Here is a 22,362-nt window from a genome sequence, read left to right on the forward strand (position 1 = left end):
TCTATATATTTACTAGAACCTGAAGGTGTGATAAACTCATATAGGAAAACGTTTTCCAACTAGTATTTTTGCAAGGGAGGTTTTAGAGTGAAACAAGGGGAAAAGTTTAAACGGATCCTGACATTTTTCATGTCAGCGGTTCTGGTCCTTACGATGTTTTTATCTGACTTAGGGGTACAGATAGTAAGGGCTGATGAGGGGGTTACTATAAGGCTCCACTATCACAGAGAAGATGGTGACTATGAGCCATGGGATGTGTGGAGCTGGTCTGATGGCGGGGAAGGAGCAGGATATCCGTTCGAAGAAGATGGCGGAGAGATGGTTGCCACGATTCCGGTACCTGCAGGAGTTACCAAAATCGGATACATCATACGTACAGAGGATTGGACCAAGGATGTTGATATGGACCAGTTCATCGACGTATCGGAGGTTGTTTCGGGAACCGTGGATGTCTATGTGGAATCTGGCGTAGAAGGTGAAGAAAAAGAATATGGAGATGATGTTGTGACAGGTACAAAGTTGAAAAATGCAGCCTATGACGGGGCAAATACAGTTACGGTTCTGTTTACCGGAGAGCTTGACACAGAGCAGGAAAAATCCTTCTATGTGACAGGAAGACAAGGCGACGTGGAAGTTACAGGGGTATCACTTTCTAAGAAAGAATCCGATACAGAGTACTACTACGATCTTACTATTGAAGGAGAGCTTGATCCTTTCAGAAATTACAGACTTGGCTTTGAGGATCAGGAATACGCAATAAATATGCCGATCATTTACTCAACAGATGAATTTGAAGATAAATATACTTACACAGGAGATGACCTCGGAGCTGCCTATACCAAAGAAAAGACAACTTTTCGAGTGTGGGCACCCACTGCAGAAGAGGTAAACTTAAATCTCTATGAATCAGGTAAGGATTGGGAAGATGACCTGATCGAGAAGATTCCGATGACAGCAGATGAAAATGGTACCTGGATAGCTGTTGCCGATGGCGATATGGCAGGAACTTACTACACATACACTGCAATAATCGATGGCCTGAATATTGAAGCCTGCGATCCCTATGCGAGAACTACAGGCGTAAACGGTAAGAGAGCGATGGTTATTGATCTGGCTTCAACCAATCCTGAAGGATGGGATAGTGCTGTTAATCCTCATGCAAATGAGCCTATCAATGATGCTGTTATATATGAACTTCACGTAAGAGATTTCTCTGTATCGGAAGCAGGGAATATCGCTGATGCCGGAAAATATACCGCTTTTACTCATACAGGAACAAAGACAGAGGGCGGAAATGCTACAGGAATGGATTACATTAAGGATCTTGGTGTTACCCACGTACATCTTCTTCCTTTCTATGACTTTGGCTCTGTTGATGAGAATTCACCTACTTCTGAGCAGTTTAACTGGGGCTACGATTCTGTAAACTACAACGTTCCGGAAGGCTCATATTCAACAGATCCTTATAACGGACAGGTCAGAGTATCTGAGGCAAAGCAGATGGTAAAAGCTTTCCACGACAATGGACTCTCAGTTGTAATGGACGTTGTATACAACCATGTTTACAGCGGCAAGGATTTCTGTATAAACAGACTTGTTCCCGGTTATTTTTCAAGGATCAATGCTGACGGAAGTTATTCAAACGGTTCAGGATGCGGCAATGATACCGCTTCAGAGCGCTCAATGGTAAGAAAATATATTGTGGACTCTGTTTGCTACTGGGCAGATGAGTACCACATTGACGGATTTAGATTTGACCTTGTGGGCCTTCTTGATGTGGACACCATTAATGAAATAGTGACTGAAGTACACAAGACTCACCCGGATGTTATTTTTTACGGTGAGGGCTGGAGTATGAACACAGACCTGACCAAGGAAAATGTGACACTTGCAACTCAGCAGTCATCGGCTAAGACACCGGGATTTGCATATTTTAATGACAATATCCGCGACGGCCTTAAGGGAAGCGTGTTTAACACAGCTGAAACAGGCTGGGTGTCAGGTTCAAAAGGAAAAGAGAGACAGCTGCAGGCATCCTTTATGGCTAAGGAGAGCTGGAGCAAGGATCCCACCCAGATTGTTCAGTATGCATCCTGTCATGACAATAACACACTCTTTGACAGAATAGCTACAGCCAGACAGGATCTGGACGAAGATACAAGGATCAGGATGAGCAATCTTGCAGCTTCTTATTACCTTATGGCAGAGGGAATCCCTTTCATGCAGGCAGGAGAAGAAATCCTTAGGACCAAAGAAAAAGAAGACGGAAGCTATGACTCAAACAGCTTTAGCTCAGGAGATGAGATAAACTGCATCAAATGGGAGACTCTTGATGATCCTAAGTATCAGGCAAATCTTGAGTATTATAAGCAGCTTATCGCATTCAGAAAAGAGCATGGTCTTCTAAGACTTAATTCTGAAGAGGAAGTGACAAACAGAGTAACACCAATAGAAGGACTTGATGCTAACGTAATAGCATTTCATCTTGATAACTCCGACAAAGGAGTTGAAGGAGAAAGCGCTGAAGGAATCTTCCTTGCCTATAATCCAAATATGGAAGAAACTACAGTAGATCTTCCTGAAGGAAACTGGAAGATATGCATTGATAGTGATAATTCATCAAAAACAGTATCAGGAACAATTAAGCTTTCACCGGTATCATCAGCTATTCTGGTAAAGGCAGATGGAAGTGCTGTAACGGGAAATATCAGTAAAAAAGGTCTGGCCCTCTGCATTGCGGCAGGTGCTGCGATCCTTGCAGGCGTGTGTGCTTTCATTATGAAGAAGAAAAAATAAGAAATAAGTAAGCAAAAGAAAAACGAGTGCATGTTCACTAAAACAACATGCACTCGTTTTATATACCAATTTGATCAAGATCTGCAGATATCGTCAATTTTATTTAATTCATCTTCAGTAAATGAAGTGTTTTTTGCGGCAATGACGTTGTCCAGGATCTGTTCAGGCTTGGAAGCACCGATTATTACTGAGGTGATCACATCATCCTTTAATACCCACGCAAGTGCCATCTGTGCAATTGACTGGTTTCTTGATCTTGCGATTTCATTTAATGCTTTTACTTTTTCTACTTTTTTGAGAGCTTCGCTGTTCTCATTAAGGAATCTTCCGTCAGTTTTTACGCGGCTGTCTTCAGGGATACCGTTAAAATATCTTTCAGTCAAAACGCCCTGTTCAAGAGGAGAGAAGCAGATAACGCCTTTTGACAGCTTTTTAGCTGTGTCTTTTAATCCGTTCTTCTCGATCGTTCTGTCGAAGATATTGTATCTGTTCTGGTTAATGACAAAAGGAACGTGGAGTTCATCAAGAATCTTCGTTGCCTTTTCAAGTGTTTCGCCGTCGTAGTTGGATAATCCGACGTAAAGTGCCTTGCCGCTATTTACTGCTGTTGCAAGAGCGCCCATGGTCTCTTCAAGTGGAGTCTCGGGATCCATACGGTGGTGATAGAAGATATCCACATATTCAAGTCCCATTCTTTTTAGTGACTGGTCGAGACTTGCGAGAAGATATTTTCTGCTTCCCCAGTTGCCGTAAGGGCCTTCCCACATGTCGTAACCTGCTTTGGTTGAGATTATAAGTTCATCTCTGTAAGGAAGGAAATTGTCCTTCATTATCTTGCCAAAGTTTAACTCTGCGCTTCCCGGAGCGGGGCCGTAGTTGTTTGCCAGATCAAAGTGTGTGATCCCGTTATCAAAGGCGGTCTGGCACATTTTCACCATATTGGCATAGACACCGGTATCGCCGAAATTATGCCATAGTCCAAGTGAAACCTTGGGAAGAAGAAGACCGCTTTTTCCGCATCTTCTGTAGCTCATTTTGTCATATCTGTCTGTAGCTGCCTGATACACCGTTAATACCTCCATAAAACTATTACAAATATTTCACCTGTTCATCTTTGTTAAAATCATGAGGAGCCTTAGTGGTGGCCTTGAACCCAAGGGCAATTGCTATCTGGAAATCTTTTCCTTGCGGAATCTGCAATTTTTCCATGAAGTAATCCCTCTTTTCGCCATGGAGAGCATCATATATGGAACCGATGATAAGACTTCCGATGCCCAGATCCTCTGCAATAAGAGCCATGTTTTCAACAGCTATTCCAGCGTCTACTTTGCTCCATTTGAAATCTTCTTCTGCACTCAGGAAAATTACTGTAGGTGCTTCATAATAGAAATTATGTGCCTGAGCTCCTTCGCCCCTCATTCGATGCTTTTCTTCTTCAATCTCAGAGAGAATCTCGTTTTGCCCGTCAACTACAGTAAAGAATATTTCCTTTTTGTTCTGTCCTGTGGGAGCAAAAAGACCTGCATCTATGATCGCGTCAATCTGCTCTTTTGAGAGCTTTTCTTCTGTGAAGCTTCTGGTAGAGCTTCTTTTTTCAATACAATCCTTAGTATTCATACTAATACCATACCTCCCGTAAAACTTATCTGACTTAGACTCATCAGTTACTATAAACCCTTAATTTCAGCATTTGCCTGACCTTTCAATTATATAATTAATTAGGATCAAAAGAAGAAAAAACTTATGACGCAAAATTAAATTTTACATCAGGCAATAGATGTCCCACAAAATCGGAAATAAACATTGGCAAAACGCCCTGATTTAGAGTAAGACAAGAATTGGTTTGTTTGATCATGGTAATATTTTACCATGAAAAAAGAGAAGTAATTGGCTGTTTCCAGCTATTACTTCTCTTTTTTTCATGGACTGATTATTTCACAGCCCCTTTTATTAATTAAGTGAATGGGGGTGGTTAGCAAGTGACGACGATGCCGCCGTCTCCTGCGTAGGTGGTTGCAACGCCTGCACCATCAACTATAAGGGAATTTTTAAAATTCACCTTGGACAGGATCATGTTCATTACAACTTCAGCACGCTCATAGCAGTTGATGTGTGTGATCATGACAGTTTTTTCTTCAGGATTTTCAATTCGCTTGGCAACGAGATCCACCATTTTTATGAGAGCCTTTCTCATGCCGACGCCCTGACTATACTGGGCTATTTCGCCTTCAATAGCGTAGCAGACAGGCTTAATATTAAGTGTGGAAGCAACAATAGCTTTCATTCCGGTAAGTCTTCCGTTTTTGCGAAGAGTGTCAAGAGAATCAAGAACGAAGTATGTGTCCATACCATCGCGGTATTCTTCAACCTTTTTCACAACCTCTTCAAAGGGGAGTCCGGCTTCTGCGTATTCCATTATCTTGAAGGCTACGTTGGTCTGACCGCAGCATGCGGATAATGAATCAAAAACGTGGATGTTCTTTTCACCGATATCTTCGTGATAAATATCTCTTGCAAGAATAGCGCTGTTATAGCTTCCGCTGAGCTTGGAAGAGAGAGTTACTACATATACATCATCAGCATCACATTCGTATGCTCTCTTATATCTGTCGGGTGAAGGACATGCCGATTTTGCACAGGTCTCACACTCGGCCACTCTCTTTATATAGTCAAGCTGGTCAAAGTTCTCATCATCAAGAACGGTATAGTCGCCTACCTGAAGGATCAGCGGAATGATCTCAAAACGTTTGTCGGTATGATACTCTGCCGGCAAATCCGTACAACTGTCAACAACAATTTTATAACTCATATTACGACTCTTTCTCCTGTTTGGCCGCAGAACATATATAGATAAAAAAGTCTGCGAATCCAAGTAGTTTTTTATACCACATATAATAGCATGAAAAGCAAGGTGGGTAAACAATATGTGAATGGCAAGAACCTATCATAGATGTTACAATATATTTTAAGTGAACAATTCTTTAGACAAATAGAGAAAATATTACTATATCTGATGCTAACAACAAAAAATAGTGAAAAACGCTTTATGTTTAAAGGAAAGGTAATATGAGGGTGGATAAAATAGTTAAAAATGCTAGGATTTTCACAGCTGATAAAAGATGTCCCAAAGCGACGGCTTTTGCTGTAAAAGACGGTAAATTTGTTTATGTTGGAGGCGAGGACGGCCTTGCAGCTTACGAAGGAGAAGTCACGGATTATGGCGGAAAATTTGTTATGCCGGACATAATTGACAGCCATGTTCATATAAGTATAGGTGTTGGAGTGGCGTTTACAGATACGGGAGTCTATGCTGAGGGTGAAAATAAGAAAGAAGTTCTGGACTTTATTGAGGGATACATTAAGGAAAATCCAGGTCAGGAGCGCTATAGATTCCAATTGGAGCGAGACTGCTTAGGTGATGAGAATATTGTAAAGGAGGAATTGGATGCCATTTGCGCCGATAGTGAGATTTTGATCGTGGAATTAGAGGCGCACAGTATATGGGTGAATTCCAAGATCCTTGAGAAACACAAAATCACAGACGATACACCGGATATAATACCGGGACATAGTTATTATGTGCGAAAAGACGGACATGTGACAGGAAATATCTATGAATTTGCCAGCTGGCGCATAATCTTCGATCATCTGAAGGTGCTGTCTGACGAACAGATAGAAGCCGCAGTTATGCATTGGATTGGAGATTCTTTGGATTATGGTGTGAGCTGCGTCTTTGATGCCGGTTTCCCTGAACATGAAGAACTTCATGAGCGAGTTTATGAATGTCTTCGCAATCTGGATAAGCAGGGCAAGCTTCCTGTTTATGTTGACGGCTGCTATGTTCTTACAAGGCCTGAGAACATGAGAAAAGCAATAGAGGAGACCAAGCGCTTCAGACGCGAGTACAATTCTGAGCATTTTAAGGTTCATACACTTAAAATCTTTATGGATGGCACTTTGAAAATTCAAACTGCAGCATTGGTTACGCCTTACGAGGACACAGGTGCGGTTGGTGCCACAACCTTTGAAAAAGAAGACATTGCAGAGATTTTAAAACTTCTTAACGAGGAGGGGCTGGATCTCCATGTACATACAGTCGGGGAGCGTGCTTCGCGCATTATCCTTGACGGCGTTGAGCTTGCTAAGAAGGAACTGGGGGATAACTTCCATGTAAAGGTCACCTGTGCTCATCTGGAGATACAGGATGATGCCGATCTTGACAGGTTTGCAAAGCTTGGAGTTTTCGCTGATTTTACGCCGTGGTGGCATGCGGGCAATATAGGAGGCACACCGCTTTTGACATGGCAGTATCTGCTGGGCGATAAACGTGCACATTCAATGTATCGATGCAAGACGCTATGGGATACCGGAGCTACGGTTACCTTCTCAAGTGACGAGGTCTACTTTGGCTATAACTGGAATCCCTTCCTTGGCATGGAAGTAGGAATGACGCGCTGTATCACGGAAAATACAAGGGCATATGATTTTGCCATAACCGCTGAGGCATTTCCTCCTGAAAAAGAGAAGATGGATATTGAGGAAATGATGCTTGGATATACAATTAACGGTGCTAAGCAGCTTGGAATTGACGAGTCAAAAGGATCAATTGAGGTAGGTAAGGATGCTGACTTTTTGGTGTTTGAAGACGACCTGCTTGCTGCGGAGCATGAGGGCTTTAGTAATAACAGCCCTTGTGAAATGTATATTTGCGGCGAAAAAATAAAATGACCGGATATTTTGGCCAATGAATAACTACTAGAAGAAGGACTTTTAATGATAGCTTTACAGATAAAAAATACCAGGCAGTTTATGTCGACGCTTTTGGCATCGGAGAGCTTTGACGGCTTTTTGATGGACAGTGCCGAGCTAAAAATTGCCAATACTTACATGATAGATGGTCATGTAAATGAGGATTTTTTCGGGGAGGATGAATCGGACAAATCAGAATATGATCTTTCGACCTGGAAGAGCTTAAGACCCGTTTGCTATGAGCTGATAAAGGGTAAGCGCACACCTGTATCTTTTAAATTTATTCTGTGTCTTACCCCGGATAAGAAAGAACAGCTTCTCGGAGCGGAGCTCTCAGGTGTTGTATCATCGCTTGTTTTTATAATCAGATTTTCAGAGGGGCATATAATCATAACAACTGGAGTTGCCCTGTCGGGATTTACTCTTGATAAGTCCTATGAAAAAATCTGGGATGATTATATGAAGCGTTTTTTGAGCGGTATAAATGTAGAATATGAGGAAATTTAATTGCATAATTGCGTGAGTTTCTGATATGATTATCCGATATATCAGCAAGAGATCGGAGGAGAGTATGATAAAAAGACCGGATTATATTAAGCCCGGATGCAGCATAGGGATTACTGCGCCATCCTTTGGGCCTTCAAGCGAACCATATCGTTCGATGTATTTTTTGGCAAAAAAGAAGCTGGAGGAGAGAGACTACAAGATAATTGAAGGGGAAACGCTGTTTAAAAATGACGGAATAGGCATAAATACCGATCCCAAGGTTGCAGCTGCGGAGCTTATGGATTTTTATAAGAGAAGTGACGTGGATGCAATTATATCAGCAGGTGGTGGTGAGCTCATGAATGAGACAATCACCAATGTTGATTTTGAGAGCCTTAAATCTGCTAAGCCGAAGTGGTATCTTGGATATTCTGACAATACCAATTTTATTTTTCCTCTTGTTACCATAGCAGGTGTCCAGGGTATTTATGGCCCATGTATATCAGGATTTGCAAAAAAATGGGAGCTTCCGGAGGAGGATGCCGTATCTCTCCTTGAAGGAACAAAGACAGAATTTTCAGGGTATGGGCAATTTGTAAATCCCTTCACAAAACAGGAAGAAAATTCAGAAAAGCAGGAAGAGCCTGTAGATTATTCTACGTATAATTTTGATGTGCCCTATGAGTACAATTCAGAAAAAGTTCTTACAAGCTTTATCTGCGAAAGCGGTAGAGCTGTTAAGGCAGATGCCAATACTGAAATTCAGATGAGTGGAATTCTTCTTGGCGGCTGCGTAGATGTTCTTGCTAACCTTGTGGGAACACGTTTTGACAACATGAAGGAATTCAATAAAAAGTATAAGGACATAATATGGGTGCTTGAAGCCTGCGACCTTACTCCTATGAGCTACAGAAGAGCTATCTGGAATATGAGAGAGGCGGGCTGGTTTGATAATGCTAAGGGATTTGTTATAGGAAGACCGCTTACTGCCTTTAACAAAGAGATGATGGGAGCAGACCATTACAATGCGGTAACGGACGTAGTTGGAGAGCTTGGCGCCCCGATAATAATGGATGCTGATGTTGGACATATAGATCCGATGATTCCTGTTGTTATGGGAGCAGAGGCTAACGTCACAGCCAGAGGCAATGAGCTTGAAATCAAATATCTGTGAGCTTTTTTATACTGAAAAAGCAAATAGTATCAAGCAGGAATATACAGACTTTTTGAGAATGATGATCAGCCCGAAAACTTTCGCCAAATAGGGTGAATTGGGCTGATTTTTCTTGCAAAAATGTCAATAAAAAATGCATGTGAATATGGTATCATTTTTGATGAAGAAACCAATTTTATTATTTAAATATATTTAGGAGGAAAAAAGCATTATGGCAGGGAAACTAAAAGAAAAAGCCGGAAATGCGGGACGAATAGCTTTGACTATTATTGTGGGGATATTTGTGGCAGCTATCGTTTTTGGCTCATTTTATAATGTGAGCGAGCAGGAGCAGGCTATAGTAACACAGTTTGGAAAGGTGGTTGCGACCAATTCTGCAGGACTGTATTTTAAAATTCCTTTTATACAGGCTGTACACAAGGTAGACATGACAACACATGGAATCGGAATAGGATATGTCCTTGATAATGATGGACAGAACGTTACCGTAGATGACGAAGGAATTATGATCACTTCTGATTTCAACTTTGTTGATATCGATTTTTATCTTGAATACAAGGTAAGTGATCCGGTTGCATACTACTATAATACAGGAGATCCGGAGCAGATTATGAAGAATATCGCTCTTGCCTGCATAAGATCCACGGTTATCAATTATCCCGTTGATGAGGTAATTACCACCGCTAAGGGACAGATCCAGGCTGAGGTAAAGGAAAAACTTCAGGCTAAGCTCCAGAAAGAAGAGATTGGAATTGTTGCAGTTAACGTATCCGTACAGGATGCAGAGCCCCCGACGGATGAGATCAAGAAGGCCTTTAAGGCTGTAGAAACTGCAAAGCAGGGAAAAGAAACAGCAGTGAATAACGCTAAGAAATATCAGAGCGAGCAGGTTCCTGCCGCAGAGGCTGAAGCAGACAGAATTATCCAGAATGCAGAAGCGGATAAGGCTGCAAGAATAGCTGAGGCAGAGGGTGAAGTTGCAAGGTTTAACAGCATGTACGAGGAGTACAGCAAATATCCTCTTATTACCAAGCAGAGAATGTTCTATGAGTCGATTGAAAATGTTTTACCCGGAACAAAGCTTATAATTACTGACGGTAAGACACAGGAGATTATGCCTATTGAAAGCTTTGGAAGCTACGATTCCGCAATAGGAGCAGCAGCGGCAGCTAATAATGCGGAAGATAGCAGTGCAGTAAGCGATACTCAAAGCGAAGCGGATAATGCGGAGGACTGATAAACTATGAAAAAGAAAATATTCGGAACAACAGGTATTATACTGTTCTTTATAGTGCTATTTATTTTAAATAACTGTTTTTATACAGTTCATCAGAAAGAGTATGTAGCCGTAAGGCAGTTTGGAAAAATCGTAAAGGTTGAATCTGAGCCGGGACTTAAATTCATCACACCTTTTGTACAGAACACTCAGGTGATCGGTGCTGAGACCAAGCTCTACGACATACCTGCTTCAGACGTTATCACCAAGGATAAAAAGTCCATGATAACAGATACCTATGTACTCTGGAGTGTCACAGATCCCATCAAATATATACAGACACTTAATGCGCTGGATGCAAGGGCACAGGAGCGAATTGAGGCAGCAGTTTATAATGCTACAAAAACAGCTATTTCCTCAATGTCTCAGGATGAAGTTATTGAGGCAAGAGGAGAGGCTCTTACAAAGATCATCACTGAGGATGCAAACTCAGATATGGCAGGTTACGGTGTGAAAATTGTAACAGCTGAAATCAAGGCTTTGGACCTTCCTGATGATAACAGGACTGCTGTATATGAACGTATGACTTCAGAGAGAAACAATATCGCTGCATCTTACCAGGCAGAAGGTAAGGCAGAAGCGCAGAAGATTAAAAATGAGACAGATAAATCCGTTGCCATTTTAAAGGCTGATGCAGAAAAACAGGCAGCTACACTTCAGGGTGAAGGTGAAGCAGAATATATGAAAACCTTATCCTCAGCCTACAATACACCTGAAAAAGCAGAGTTTTATAACTTCATGCGTTCACTTGAAGCTATGAAACAATCCTTTAGCGGCGGAGAGAAGACCGTTATTCTTGATAAAGATTCAGAACTTGCAAGACTTTTGTACGGAATAGGGTATTAATAAAAACTACTCTCCACATACCAAACCCCTGCGAGCCACTTTCGCCTGCGCTCGGCTGAACATTAAAACAGGGAAAGTTTGCATAAACATATGCTGCCCTGCAGAACTCACGCTATGCCGGAACCCATTTGTTTCTCCGGCGCGGTGATTGTATGAGAGCGTTTGTTTTCTAATACCGGCAATGTCACTTTTGGCGTGCAAGAAGTTATTTCTTGCACGTCGCGTTTTTATAAGTTAGAATATTCTTCATGAACTCGTTGGAATTTATTTTGTGTTATCTGGGGATAATAAATTTAATAAGTTTTCTTGTTATGGGAAGTGACAAGAGGAAGGCCAAAAGGAATGCGTTCAGAACACCGGAATCAATCCTTTTTATTTTGGCTTTAATGGGAGGCAGTATTGGCAGCATTCTGGGAATGTATATTTTCAGACATAAGACCAAGCACTGGTACTTTGTTGTGGGAATGCCTGTGATATTGCTGCTGCAGGTAGGCATAGTTGTAGCTATCAAGCTTTCGCCTATAGAGGTTCTTTTTAGATAATATTTTAATGTGTTCCTATGACTAACAGGAATTTGGGGTTTTAAGGGAAGATGCATATAGCGGTTTTTGATGATAATATTGCTGACAGAAAGCAGATGGAGCGCCTTTTAAGAAGGCAGTCTGACAGATATCAGAAGGAAGGAAAAGAGCACTTCTACATAGATCTTTATGGGAATATAGAGGCTCTTATGCGGTTTCCTCAGCTCTATGACATTATTTTTGTAGACATGGCAGAACCGGAGTCGGAGGACAGTCATTTCAGGAATGGAATGGATGTTGCAGAGCTCCTGTTTGAAGCGGGTGGAATTAAGAACGTGGTCATGTGCTCGGGAAAACACGATTATAAAGTGCTTGCCAAGGAAGCCGGACTTGATGATAAGCTTTTATTCATAGAGAAGGCCATAAGGGTTAAGGACCTGGAAGCAATCCTGGCTGAATGTGAGGAGAGGCTGGGTGACCCTGTTCCTACTCTGGAGCTTCGCGGTGAGAAGGAGACCATCTACGCTACAGAGAATGATTTTATCAGTGCGGAGATGATCGGAGAACATCAGCTTACTGTATATTTCACAGAGGGCAGAAGTCTGGATATCATAACCGACATCTACAATTTATATGAGCAGTGTGAGATTTTTTCTTCAATCTGTCCCATATCACAAAATGCCATGATAAACGTCAATCACATTAAGAATGAAGGCTTTGGATGGGTTTTGATGGATAATGACAGGAAGATAAAGGTTGCTTTCTCATACAGGGGCAATATCAAGGAGATAAGAAGGCGTCTTGCAGCTAAGAAAAAAGAGTAAAAATATTAAGGGGCTGTGAAAAAATGATTCTCATTTTTTCACAGCCCCTTCTTTATGCCCGGTTCCAATGCATCCTGTTTTTATTTATTTTTGCCTTCTACTTCCTGCATCTTCATGGCGCGAACCTTTGAAGCAAGACCAAAGAGGTTTATGAAGCCCTCTGCATCGTGGTGATCATAGAGGTCACCGGTCTTAAAGGAAGCAATTGACTCGTTGTAGAGTGAGTAGGGTGATGTTGTGCCGGCCTTAATGATGTTACCCTTGTAGAGCTTGAACTTTACTTCACCTGTTACATACTTCTGAGTTGACTGGATGAAAGCCTGCTCAGCTTCACGAAGAGGAGTGAACCATTTTCCTTCGTAAACAAGATCTGCAAACTTGTTCCCCATATCCTTCTTCATTGTGTAGGTGTCGCGGTCGAGGATGAGCTCTTCAAGCTGCTGATGAGCTTCGTAGAGGATTGTTCCGCCGGGAGTCTCGTATACTCCGCGTGACTTCATACCTACAACACGGTTTTCTACTATATCTACTATACCGATTCCATTTTCACCGCCAAGCTTGTTAAGTGTGCGGATGATATCAGAAACCTTCATTTCTTTTCCGTTAACTGACTTGGGAACGCCGCCCTCGAAGGTCATGGTGACCTCTGTAGCTGTATCGGGAGCATCCTCAGGAGTGCATCCGAGTACAAGGAGATGCTTATAATTGGGAGCCTGTCCGGGATCCTCAAGCTCAAGACCCTCGTGAGAGATGTGCCAGAGGTTGCGGTCACGGCTGTAGCTGCTGTCTGCAGAGAAAGGAAGATTGATTCCATGCTGCTTGCAGTATTCAATCTCTGACTCACGTGAATCCATTGTCCACTTATCATTTCTCCATGCAGCGATTATCTTGATATCAGGAGCAAGTGCTTTGATTCCAAGTTCGAAACGGATCTGGTCATTACCCTTTCCGGTAGCACCGTGGCAGATAGCAACAGCGCCTTCTTTTCTTGCAATCTCAACCAGCTTCTTGGCAATAAGGGGACGAGCCATGGATGTTCCAAGGAGATACTTGTTCTCGTATACGGCATGAGCCTGAACGCAGGGAACAACGTACTCATCACAGAACTCGTCTATTACATCCAATATATAAAGCTTGGAAGCACCGCAGCTTGTAGCTCTCTCTTCAAGTCCGTCCAGTTCTTCTTCCTGTCCGCAGTCGATGCAGACACAAACAACTTCGTAATCAAAATTCTCCTTGAGCCACGGGATGATCGCTGTTGTATCCAATCCACCCGAATATGCAAGTATTACCTTTTCTTTAGCCATAACTTCCTCCTTAAAATGTATAGTTCATTTAATGAAATGATCAATGAGTATGTTTTACAAAAGTGACTATACAACTTCAATGATTAAAATGCAAGCACTTTATGCATAAAAATTTATAAAATGCATATTTTAATGCATAAATATAAATAATGCTTGCATAAAAGTGTTTCCTTGATTATACTGAATAACAAAGCTTATAATTGTAGATGCGATGGAAACTGACGGTTTTACGTTTTCTTTGACGCAATTTGTTCGTAATAATATGCAAGAACGAATTTGTTCGTAATAATATGCAAAAACGAGATGTTTTTACTATATAAAGAAAGGCATAAAGAAAGGCGAAGTTATGATTAAGGTAGGGATAATTGGTGCAACAGGATATGCGGGGGCAGAGATCGCGAGGCTGATATATGGTCATCCCGAAGCAGAGATAGTATGGTACGGCTCCAGAAGCTATATTGACGAGAGATTCAGTTCTGTATATGGAAACTTCTTTAATATAGTAGATGCGAAATGCCTTGATGATAATATGGACGAACTTGCAGACAAGGTAGACGTCATTTTTACAGCAACGCCTCAGGGCCTGTGTGCGGGACTTGTCAATGAAGACATTTTAAAGAAGGTTAAGATCATAGATCTCTCAGCGGACTTCAGACTTAAGAATGTAGAGATATATGAAAAATGGTATGGAATAGAACATAAATCACCACAATATATTAAGGAAGCAGTTTACGGGCTTTGTGAGATAAACAGAAATGAGATAAAAAATGCACGTATAGTCGCAAATCCCGGATGCTATACTACCTGCTCGATTTTAACGGCTTATCCTCTTGTAAAGGAGAAGCTCATAGATCCAAATACACTTATTGTTGATGCTCTCAGCGGCACATCCGGTGCAGGAAGAGGGGCTAAAACAGCTAACCTGTTCTGTGAAGTTAACGAGAGCGTAAAGCCATACGGCGTAGCAAATCACAGACATACACCGGAGATTGAGGAGCAGCTTGGATATGCTGCAGATGCTGATATCACCATCAATTTCACACCTCATCTTATTCCCATGAACAGAGGCATCCTGGCTACTGAGTATGCGTCACTTGTAAAGAAAGCAGATGGAAGCCTTCCGGATGCAGCTGATATCAGGGCTGCTTATGAGAAGTATTACAAGGATGAGAAGTTTATAAGACTTCTTCCGGATGGAGTTTATCCTGAGACCAGATGGGTAGAGACAAGCAATTATGTTGATATAAGTTTTAAGATTGATGAGAGAACAGGTCGCATAATCCTTATGGGCGCTATAGATAATCTGGTAAAAGGTGCGGCAGGTCAGGCAGTACAGAATATGAACATTTTGTTTGGACTTGATGAAGCCATGGGACTCGACTTTGTTCCGGCTTTTCCGTGATTTTTATATATCTAAATAAAAACTGATATTTGAGGAGATCCATTATGGTAAGAACAATGACCATAGATGATTATGAAAAAGTATTTGCGCTGTGGAATTCAATAGAGGGATTCGGAATAAGGACTTTGGATGATTCCTACGAAGGAATATCAATGTTTATACAAAGGAATCCAAATACCTGCGCGGTTGATGTTGAAGATGACAAGATAGTCGGAGCTATTCTGTGTGGACATGACGGTAGACGTGCCTGTTTCTACCATGTTTGCGTTGATAAGAATTACAGACGGCATGGAATAGGTAAGAGAATGGTGGAATTTTGCATAGAGCGTCTTAAGGAAGAAAAGATCAATAAGGTCTGTCTCAATGCGTTCGTGACCAATAAGGTAGGAAATGCCTTCTGGCAGCGTATGAACTGGACCTTGCGCTCTGACATGAACTATTACGATTTTACATTAAACGAAAATAATCTTACGGAATTTGTTAAAAACTAAAGGAGATAGCATAATGAAACAGATAAAAGGTGGCGTTACTGCAGCTAAGGGTTTTAAGGCTGCAAGTACAGAAGCGAATATTAAGTACAAAAATCGTAAAGACATGATGCTGATTTACAGCGAGTCACCATGTACTGCGGCGGGAGTTTTCACAAGTAACGTGGTAAAGGCCGCACCGGTACTTTGGGACAGAGAGATATGCAACGGAATAGGCCCTGTTCATGCTATCGTGGGTAATTCAGGAATTGCCAATGCCTGCACAGGTGAGGAAGGAAAAAAGCTGTGTGCCGAAACAGCTGCTGAGGTTGGGTCTCTTCTGGCACTTCCTGAAAATTCGGTGCTGGTGGCATCCACCGGAGTAATAGGCATGCAGATGAACATGGAAGCCGTAAAACGGGGCATCGCGCAGATGGTACCTCAGCTATCAGATACAGAGGAAGCGGGAACAGGTGCAGCAGAAGCCATAATGACAACCGATACCCACTCAAAGCAGATGGCCATGGAATTTGAGGTTGGCGGAAAAACATGCAGGATTGGTGCTCTGGCTAAGGGTTCAGGAATGATACATCCCAACATGTGCACGATGCTTTCCTTTATTACAACAGATGTATCAATATCCCATGAGCTTTTACAGAAGGCATTAAAAACTGTTGTAGTTGACACCTTCAACATGATCTCTGTTGACGGTGATATGTCTACAAACGATTCACTTATGATCCTGGCAAACGGAGATGCAGGTAATAGTGAGATATGTGAGGAGGGAGAGGATTATAATACCTTCCTTGAGGCTCTTTATTCCATATGCAAAGAGATGGCCAGAATGCTGGCAGGAGACGGTGAGGGTGCTACCGCACTTTTCACAGCACATGTATTAAATGCCGATACCAAGGAAAATGCCAGAACTCTTGCAAAGTCAGTTATATGCTCATCTCTTACAAAGGCTATGATATACGGACATGATGCTAACTTCGGACGAATTCTGTGCGCGCTTGGATATTCCGGAGTACTGTTTGATCCTGATAAGATCAGCCTTTCTATCGAGAGCAGTGCAGGAAAGGTTCTTTTGTTTAAGGATGGAAATCCGCAGACTTTTGATGAGGAATATGCAACAAAGGTTCTTTCGGAGGAAGAGGTCATTGCGGTTGTTGATATGAATGCGGGATCTTATGAGGCAACTGCGTGGGGATGCGATCTGACCTATGATTATGTAAAGATCAACGCTGATTACAGAAGCTGAGGAGGGAGATTGAAGTGGACAAGGATATGCAGGAAGTATTAAAGAAGGCAGAGGTGCTCATTGAGGCACTTCCGTATATACAGAAATATAATCGCAAGATCATAGTTGTTAAATATGGCGGCAGTGCCATGGAAAGTGAAGAGTTCCAGAAAAATGTCATCAAGGATGTTACTCTTTTAAAGCTTGTTGGATTCAAACCGATCATCGTTCACGGTGGCGGAAAGGCAATCAGTAAGTGGGTCGGCAAGGTCGGAAAAGAGGCAGAGTTCGTAAACGGACTCCGTGTTACGGATGCAGAGACTATGGAAATAGCAGAGATGGTTCTTAACAAGGTTAATAAGTGCCTGGTCAGAATGGTGCAGGAGCTTGGGGTTAAGGCTATCGGAATCAGCGGCAAGGATTCGGGACTTCTTCGTGCAAAGAAGAAGCTTTCCGGAGGTCAGGACATAGGTTTTGTTGGAGATGTAGAAAAGGTTGATCCCAAGATCCTGTATGACCTCATGGATAACGACTACCTTCCTATTATTGCACCTGTGGGAATGAATGAGGATTTTGAGACTTTTAATATAAATGCAGACGATGCTGCATGTGCTATCGCAAAGGCTGTTGGCGCCGAGAAACTCGTATTCCTTACAGATATAGAGGGTGTTTACAGAGATATCAATGATAAATCAACCTTCATCTCAAGACTTACCTGCTCTGAGGTAGATGAGCTTATGGCAGGCGGCACTATCGGGGGCGGAATGCTTCCAAAGCTTGCGAATTGCACAAGTGCCGTAAAAGAAGGCGTACACAGAGTGCATATCCTTGACGGTAGAATCCCGCATTGCCTGCTCCTTGAGTTCTTTACCAACAAGGGTGTCGGAACCATGTTCGTGTCTGACGATGATGAAAAAGAAGAATAAATAAGCTTACAAAGAGGTGACAAACGATGAGCACAATGAAAGAGTATATAGACGAGGCGGAGCGCGACCTTTTACATACCTATAACAGATATCAGGTGGTACTTGATAAGGGAGAGGGAGTGCATCTTTATGATATCGAGGGCAAGAGCTATCTGGATTTTGTATCCGGAATAGGTGTATTTGCTCTCGGATATGGCAATAAAGAGTACAATGACGCCCTTAAGAGCCAGATTGACAAGGTCATCCATACTTCAAACTATTACTACAATGTTCCTGCAATTGAGGCAGCCCGCAAGCTTAAAGAAGTATCCGGAATGGACAGAGTCTTTTTTACAAACAGCGGAGCAGAGGCTGTTGAGGGAGCTCTTAAGGCTGCAAGAAAATATGGATTTTTGAAGGACGGAAGAACCGACCACGAGATCATCGCAATGAATCATTCCTTTCACGGCAGAACCTTCGGTGCACTTTCTGTTACCGGAAATGCACATTATAGAGATGCTTTTCAGCCTATGATCGGAAACATCAGGTTTTCTAATTTTAATGACTTTGAAAGTGTTAAGGCTCAGGTTACCGATAAGACTGTAGCCATAATCATGGAGACAGTGCAGGGAGAAGGCGGTATTTATCCTGCTACTGAGGAGTTTCTTAGGAACGTAAGAAAACTCTGTGATGAAAAGGATATTCTTCTTATATTAGATGAGATACAGTGTGGTATGGGAAGAACAGGATATATGTATGCATGGCAGAAATTCGGTGTTAAGCCCGATATCATGACAACAGCCAAAGCACTTGGCTGCGGTGTACCTGTGGGCGCATTTCTCATGACTGAAAAAGTTGGTCAGAATTCACTGGTTGCAGGTGACCATGGAACGACCTACGGAGGTAATCCTCTTGCAGGTGCAGCTATCAACAAAGTCCTTGATTTATTTAATACTCAACATATAATAGATAACGTGAGAGAGGTTTCGGCTTATCTGGAGGAGAGGCTTGAAGATTTAAAATCACGATATGATTGCATCATAGACCGCAGAGGAAGCGGCTTATTGCAGGGACTTGAGTTTGACCGTCCGGTTGGAGAGATAATTGGTAAAGCGCTTGAAAACGGACTTATTCTGATAAATGCAGGAACAAATGTGATCCGCTTTATTCCTCCGCTTGTCATCACAAAAAAAGATGTAGACGATATGATCAGCATATTGGAGCCGTATCTTCCGAACTAATTTTTTAGCGAGGTTTTTATGAAGATAAGATTCAGGCTGCTGGGAGCAGTTCTTATTATAGCGCTGCTTTTGGCAGCTTTCTATTATTCTAAATCAGGTGTTGGACTTCATGAGGAGCGTTCTATTTTCGGATCCAATGATAAGACCACTATCAGATTATGGTATACGGATGATGCACTGACAGACTATCTTACTGCCAAGGTTGTTGAGTTCAACGAGAGAAGTAAGAAGAGCAGAGTAGAGATAGAATGTGTGTCCGGACTTGAATACCTTGAGGAGATAGGTAAGGCTTCCGTAAACAGCGACCACTATCCCGATGTTTTCATAATGACTCATGACGGACTTGAAAAGGCTTATCTGGCAGGACTTGCAACTGAGATAAAGGATCCCGAGTTTCTGGAGGATGAGACTCTGGGCTTTAGCGAATCTGCAAGGAATGCTGTTACATATAATGGGAAGAAAATAGCTTATCCCTATTATTTTGAGACAAGCTCTCTCCTATATAATAAGACTTATCTTGAGGATGAGGTAAGAGCACGCAGACAGGCTGAGTTAGATGCTGCTGAAGGTGAGGCGGCTCAGGCTGCTGCAGATGCAGGAGAGATAGAAGGAGAAGATGTAACTCAGGATGGACAGGAGCAGACTGAGGGTGAAGCAGAGGGCGAGACTCAGGAAGAAGCAGCGGTCAGTCCCGAGGAAGTCGAGCAGGGAGTTAAGGATATGCTTCCTTCAACTATCGAAGATATTCTCCTTTTTGCAGATAACTATACTGCACCTGACACTGTAGAATCCGTATTTCAGTGGGATGTTACGGATATTTTTTATAACTATTTCTTTGTCGGTAATTATATGAATCTCGGCGGAGCTTCAGGAGATGATATAAGTACTATCGACGTCTATAACGAGGATACCATCAACTGTATGAGTTTTTATCAGCAGCTGAATCAGTTCTTTGCCATAGATGAGAGTGCTGTAAATTACGATAAGGTACTTCAGGATTTCATAGACGGTAAGACAGTATTTACCGTAGCTACTTCAGATGCTGTTGCAAAGATAGAAGCAGCAAAAGCTGAAGGCAAATGCAGCTTTGACTATGGCGTAACTACAATGCCTGCTCTTAATGACAACTACAAGACCAGAACAATGTCCGTTACAAATTGCCTTGTCATAAACGGCTTTTCCGAGCATCAGGATATGGCCAATGATTTTGCAGCTTTCCTTTGCAGTGAGAATACGGATGAATGTTATTTAAAGAGCGGAAAGCTCATCGCCCATGACAAAATACCCTACAGCAATGATTCGCTTGCTTCATTTGTAAGCGTTTACGGCAACTCCGTTCCTATGCCCAAATTGATGGCTACCAGTAATTTCTGGGTACAATTGGAAATTGCTTTTGCGAATATCTGGGATGGCGCAGATGTTAATGACACCTTAAAGACTCTGTCTGAAAATGTAAAGCTCCAGATAAACGGCACAGCAGTAGAGGAGGAACGGCTTCCGGATGCCACAGTAGTTATTACAGAGGGTCAGGAAGAATAAAAAATATACAAAAGAATTGTCGAAACCGGCAGTTTTTTTGTAATTGTTACGAAAGTGTTACAGATATCTTGCATAGTCAAATCTTTTTAGATATTATGATTGATGGACTATCATAAGAAGCATGGTGGGGCCTCCGATTTTTGGAGGAAACATGCGTAAACATATTGCGATAAGAATAGTTTCAATTTTATTGCTGGGCGTATTGATAACAGGGTGTGATAAGAAGAGCACAGACATTGTACTTGAAGAGCCTGTTGTAACTGCAAATGATAATACTGAACAAGGCCCTGATTCCGAGAGAGCAGATGATGCTAATAATATGTCAGAATCTAAGGAACCGGAATCTGAGGCGGATAGTGCATTCGGGGATTCATACGAAGATATGCCACAGACCATAATGGTCCATGTATGCGGCGCGGTTATATGCGAGGGAGTATATGAGCTTCCCACAGGCAGCAGAGTTGTTGATGCGATAAAGGCAGCAGGCGGATTTATGCAGGATGCCGACACCGATTTTATCAATCAGGCACTTGTCCTGGAGGATGGAATAAAGATTAAGATCCCTACCGAAGAGGAGAGCCTGGCATCCGGTAATTCACAGTTTATGGAATCTGCCGATGTCCAAAGCGATATGGCGGGTATTACCGGAATGGCTACCGGAGGCACGAATGAATCTGCGCCCGGAGATGACAAGGTTAATATCAATACCGCTTCTGAGGCGGAGCTTTGCAACATACCTGGGATAGGACCCAGCAGAGCCAGGAGCATAATTGCCTACAGAGAAGAAAAAGGGAAATTCGGGACTATCGAAGATATCAAGAATGTTACGGGTATCAAAGAAAAGTTCTTTTCAAAAATAAAGGATCATATAAAAGTATAAAGTAAATGGAGTAGAAGAGATGGCAAAAAAGGTATTAGTCGTTGATGATGAAAAGACAATTGTAAAAGGAATTCGTTATAGCCTCGAGCAGGACGGCATGTATGTGGATACTGCTTTTGACGGTGAACAGGCATTAGAGATGGCTAGTAACAACCGTTATGACATCATTCTACTTGATGTTATGCTTCCTAAAATGGATGGCTTTGAGGTTTGTCAGCAGATCAGAGATTTTTCGAATGTTCCCATCGTAATGCTTACAGCGAAGGGCGATGACATGGATAAAATTCTCGGACTTGAGTACGGTGCTGATGACTATATTACAAAGCCTTTTAACATTCTTGAGGTCAAGGCCAGAATAAAGGCTATTATCAGAAGAACAAGCAAATCGGATGTACCGGCAAGAGTTCTTACTTTTGGTGATCTTACTGTAAATGAAGAGTACAGAAGAGTCTATTACAATGATAAAGAAATCAACCTTACCAGCAGAGAATTTGATGTTCTCGAGTTCCTGGTAGCAACACCCGGCAAGGTGTACAGCCGAAGCGAGCTCCTTCATGCTATTTGGGGAGAGGACTTCCCGGGAGATGAGAGGACTGTTGACGTTCACGTCAGAAGACTTCGTGAGAAGGTTGAGGTCAATCCTTCCGAGCCCAGATACGTTAGAACGAAGTGGGGATCAGGCTATTATTTTCAAGCGTAATTAAAGGTC

General features: G+C 42.2%; 20 protein-coding genes. 16 read left to right on the forward strand and 4 right to left on the reverse strand.

The annotated features are described in order from the left end of the window. Nucleotides 1-87 precede the first annotated feature (87 nt). Nucleotides 88-2,796, forward strand: a complete 2,709-nt coding sequence (pulA, locus tag ACHCNF_RS15385) for a type I pullulanase (protein WP_408070619.1) — start codon at nt 88-90, stop codon at nt 2,794-2,796. Between the two features lie 74 nt (nt 2,797-2,870). Here the strand turns inward: pulA and ACHCNF_RS15390 are convergent, their stop codons facing one another. The 3 genes from ACHCNF_RS15390 to ACHCNF_RS15400 form a co-directional block, all read right to left on the reverse strand. Continuing rightward, nucleotides 2,871-3,863 carry an aldo/keto reductase gene (locus tag ACHCNF_RS15390; RefSeq protein WP_408070620.1) on the reverse strand — a complete coding sequence of 331 codons (993 nt, stop codon included), beginning with the start codon at nt 3,861-3,863 and terminating at the stop codon, nt 2,871-2,873. Nucleotides 3,864-3,885: 22 nt separating this feature from the next. Then, nucleotides 3,886-4,413 carry a nitroreductase family protein gene (locus ACHCNF_RS15395; RefSeq protein ID WP_408070621.1) on the reverse strand — a complete coding sequence of 176 codons (528 nt, stop codon included), beginning with the start codon at nt 4,411-4,413 and terminating at the stop codon, nt 3,886-3,888. Between the two features lie 355 nt (nt 4,414-4,768). After that, nucleotides 4,769-5,605 carry a DegV family protein gene (locus ACHCNF_RS15400; RefSeq protein ID WP_408070622.1) on the reverse strand — a complete coding sequence of 279 codons (837 nt, stop codon included), beginning with the start codon at nt 5,603-5,605 and terminating at the stop codon, nt 4,769-4,771. Between the two features lie 257 nt (nt 5,606-5,862). Between ACHCNF_RS15400 and ACHCNF_RS15405 the strand changes: the two genes are divergently transcribed. The 7 genes from ACHCNF_RS15405 (at nt 5,863) to ACHCNF_RS15435 (ending at nt 12,672) form a co-directional block, all read left to right on the forward strand. Then, a complete protein-coding gene (locus ACHCNF_RS15405; RefSeq protein ID WP_408070623.1) occupies nt 5,863-7,524 on the forward strand; it encodes an amidohydrolase in 1,662 nt (553 codons plus the stop codon). Between the two features lie 45 nt (nt 7,525-7,569). After that, entirely contained in the window at nt 7,570-8,052 is a 483-nt protein-coding gene (locus tag ACHCNF_RS15410; RefSeq protein ID WP_408070624.1) for a DUF5721 family protein, read from the forward strand. A 64-nt stretch (nt 8,053-8,116) separates the two neighbouring features. Beyond that, the gene (locus ACHCNF_RS15415; protein ID WP_408070625.1) at nt 8,117-9,205 is read left to right on the forward strand and encodes a S66 family peptidase; all 1,089 of its coding nucleotides are present in this window, start codon (nt 8,117-8,119) and stop codon (nt 9,203-9,205) included. A gap of 211 nt (nt 9,206-9,416) precedes the next feature. Next, the gene (gene hflK / locus ACHCNF_RS15420; protein WP_408070626.1) at nt 9,417-10,442 is read left to right on the forward strand and encodes an FtsH protease activity modulator HflK; all 1,026 of its coding nucleotides are present in this window, start codon (nt 9,417-9,419) and stop codon (nt 10,440-10,442) included. A 6-nt stretch (nt 10,443-10,448) separates the two neighbouring features. Further along, nucleotides 10,449-11,327, forward strand: a complete 879-nt coding sequence (hflC, locus tag ACHCNF_RS15425; RefSeq protein WP_408070627.1) for a protease modulator HflC — start codon at nt 10,449-10,451, stop codon at nt 11,325-11,327. A gap of 248 nt (nt 11,328-11,575) precedes the next feature. After that, nucleotides 11,576-11,869, forward strand: coding sequence for a DUF1294 domain-containing protein (locus ACHCNF_RS15430; RefSeq protein WP_408070628.1), 294 nt, complete (start codon nt 11,576-11,578; stop codon nt 11,867-11,869). Nucleotides 11,870-11,919: 50 nt separating this feature from the next. Continuing rightward, nucleotides 11,920-12,672 carry a hypothetical protein gene (locus ACHCNF_RS15435; RefSeq protein ID WP_408070629.1) on the forward strand — a complete coding sequence of 251 codons (753 nt, stop codon included), beginning with the start codon at nt 11,920-11,922 and terminating at the stop codon, nt 12,670-12,672. Between the two features lie 80 nt (nt 12,673-12,752). Here ACHCNF_RS15435 and ACHCNF_RS15440 read toward each other — a convergent pair whose 3' ends face one another. Continuing rightward, on the reverse strand, nt 12,753-13,979 hold the full coding sequence (locus tag ACHCNF_RS15440) for an argininosuccinate synthase (protein ID WP_408070630.1): 1,227 nt from the start codon (nt 13,977-13,979) through the stop codon (nt 12,753-12,755). 346 nt (nt 13,980-14,325) lie between these two features. Between ACHCNF_RS15440 and argC the strand changes: the two genes are divergently transcribed. The 8 genes from argC to ACHCNF_RS15480 all read left to right on the forward strand — a co-directional run bounded on the left by argC (nt 14,326) and on the right by ACHCNF_RS15480 (nt 22,353). After that, entirely contained in the window at nt 14,326-15,381 is a 1,056-nt protein-coding gene (gene argC / locus ACHCNF_RS15445) for an N-acetyl-gamma-glutamyl-phosphate reductase (protein WP_408070632.1), read from the forward strand. Between the two features lie 44 nt (nt 15,382-15,425). Beyond that, nucleotides 15,426-15,872: a GNAT family N-acetyltransferase gene (locus tag ACHCNF_RS15450; RefSeq protein WP_408070633.1), complete on the forward strand. Its 447-nt coding sequence runs from the start codon at nt 15,426-15,428 to the stop codon at nt 15,870-15,872. A gap of 13 nt (nt 15,873-15,885) precedes the next feature. Beyond that, a complete protein-coding gene (argJ, locus tag ACHCNF_RS15455) occupies nt 15,886-17,109 on the forward strand; it encodes a bifunctional ornithine acetyltransferase/N-acetylglutamate synthase (protein ID WP_408070634.1) in 1,224 nt (407 codons plus the stop codon). A 14-nt stretch (nt 17,110-17,123) separates the two neighbouring features. After that, the gene (gene argB / locus ACHCNF_RS15460; protein ID WP_408070635.1) at nt 17,124-18,014 is read left to right on the forward strand and encodes an acetylglutamate kinase; all 891 of its coding nucleotides are present in this window, start codon (nt 17,124-17,126) and stop codon (nt 18,012-18,014) included. Nucleotides 18,015-18,049: 35 nt separating this feature from the next. Then, nucleotides 18,050-19,234, forward strand: coding sequence for an aspartate aminotransferase family protein (locus tag ACHCNF_RS15465; RefSeq protein WP_408072253.1), 1,185 nt, complete (start codon nt 18,050-18,052; stop codon nt 19,232-19,234). A gap of 18 nt (nt 19,235-19,252) precedes the next feature. After that, nucleotides 19,253-20,773 (forward strand): sugar ABC transporter substrate-binding protein, encoded by a 1,521-nt coding sequence (locus ACHCNF_RS15470; RefSeq protein WP_408070636.1) that lies wholly within the window; start codon nt 19,253-19,255, stop codon nt 20,771-20,773. Between the two features lie 151 nt (nt 20,774-20,924). Beyond that, a complete protein-coding gene (locus tag ACHCNF_RS15475) occupies nt 20,925-21,653 on the forward strand; it encodes a helix-hairpin-helix domain-containing protein (protein ID WP_408070637.1) in 729 nt (242 codons plus the stop codon). 19 nt (nt 21,654-21,672) lie between these two features. Further along, on the forward strand, nt 21,673-22,353 hold the full coding sequence (locus ACHCNF_RS15480) for a response regulator transcription factor (protein ID WP_408070638.1): 681 nt from the start codon (nt 21,673-21,675) through the stop codon (nt 22,351-22,353). The last annotated feature ends 9 nt before the right edge of the window (nt 22,354-22,362 follow it).

Origin of the sequence: Butyrivibrio sp. NATIVEDY162 (genome assembly GCF_045999815.1) — a bacterium.
Lineage (GTDB): Bacteria > Bacillota > Clostridia > Lachnospirales > Lachnospiraceae > Butyrivibrio.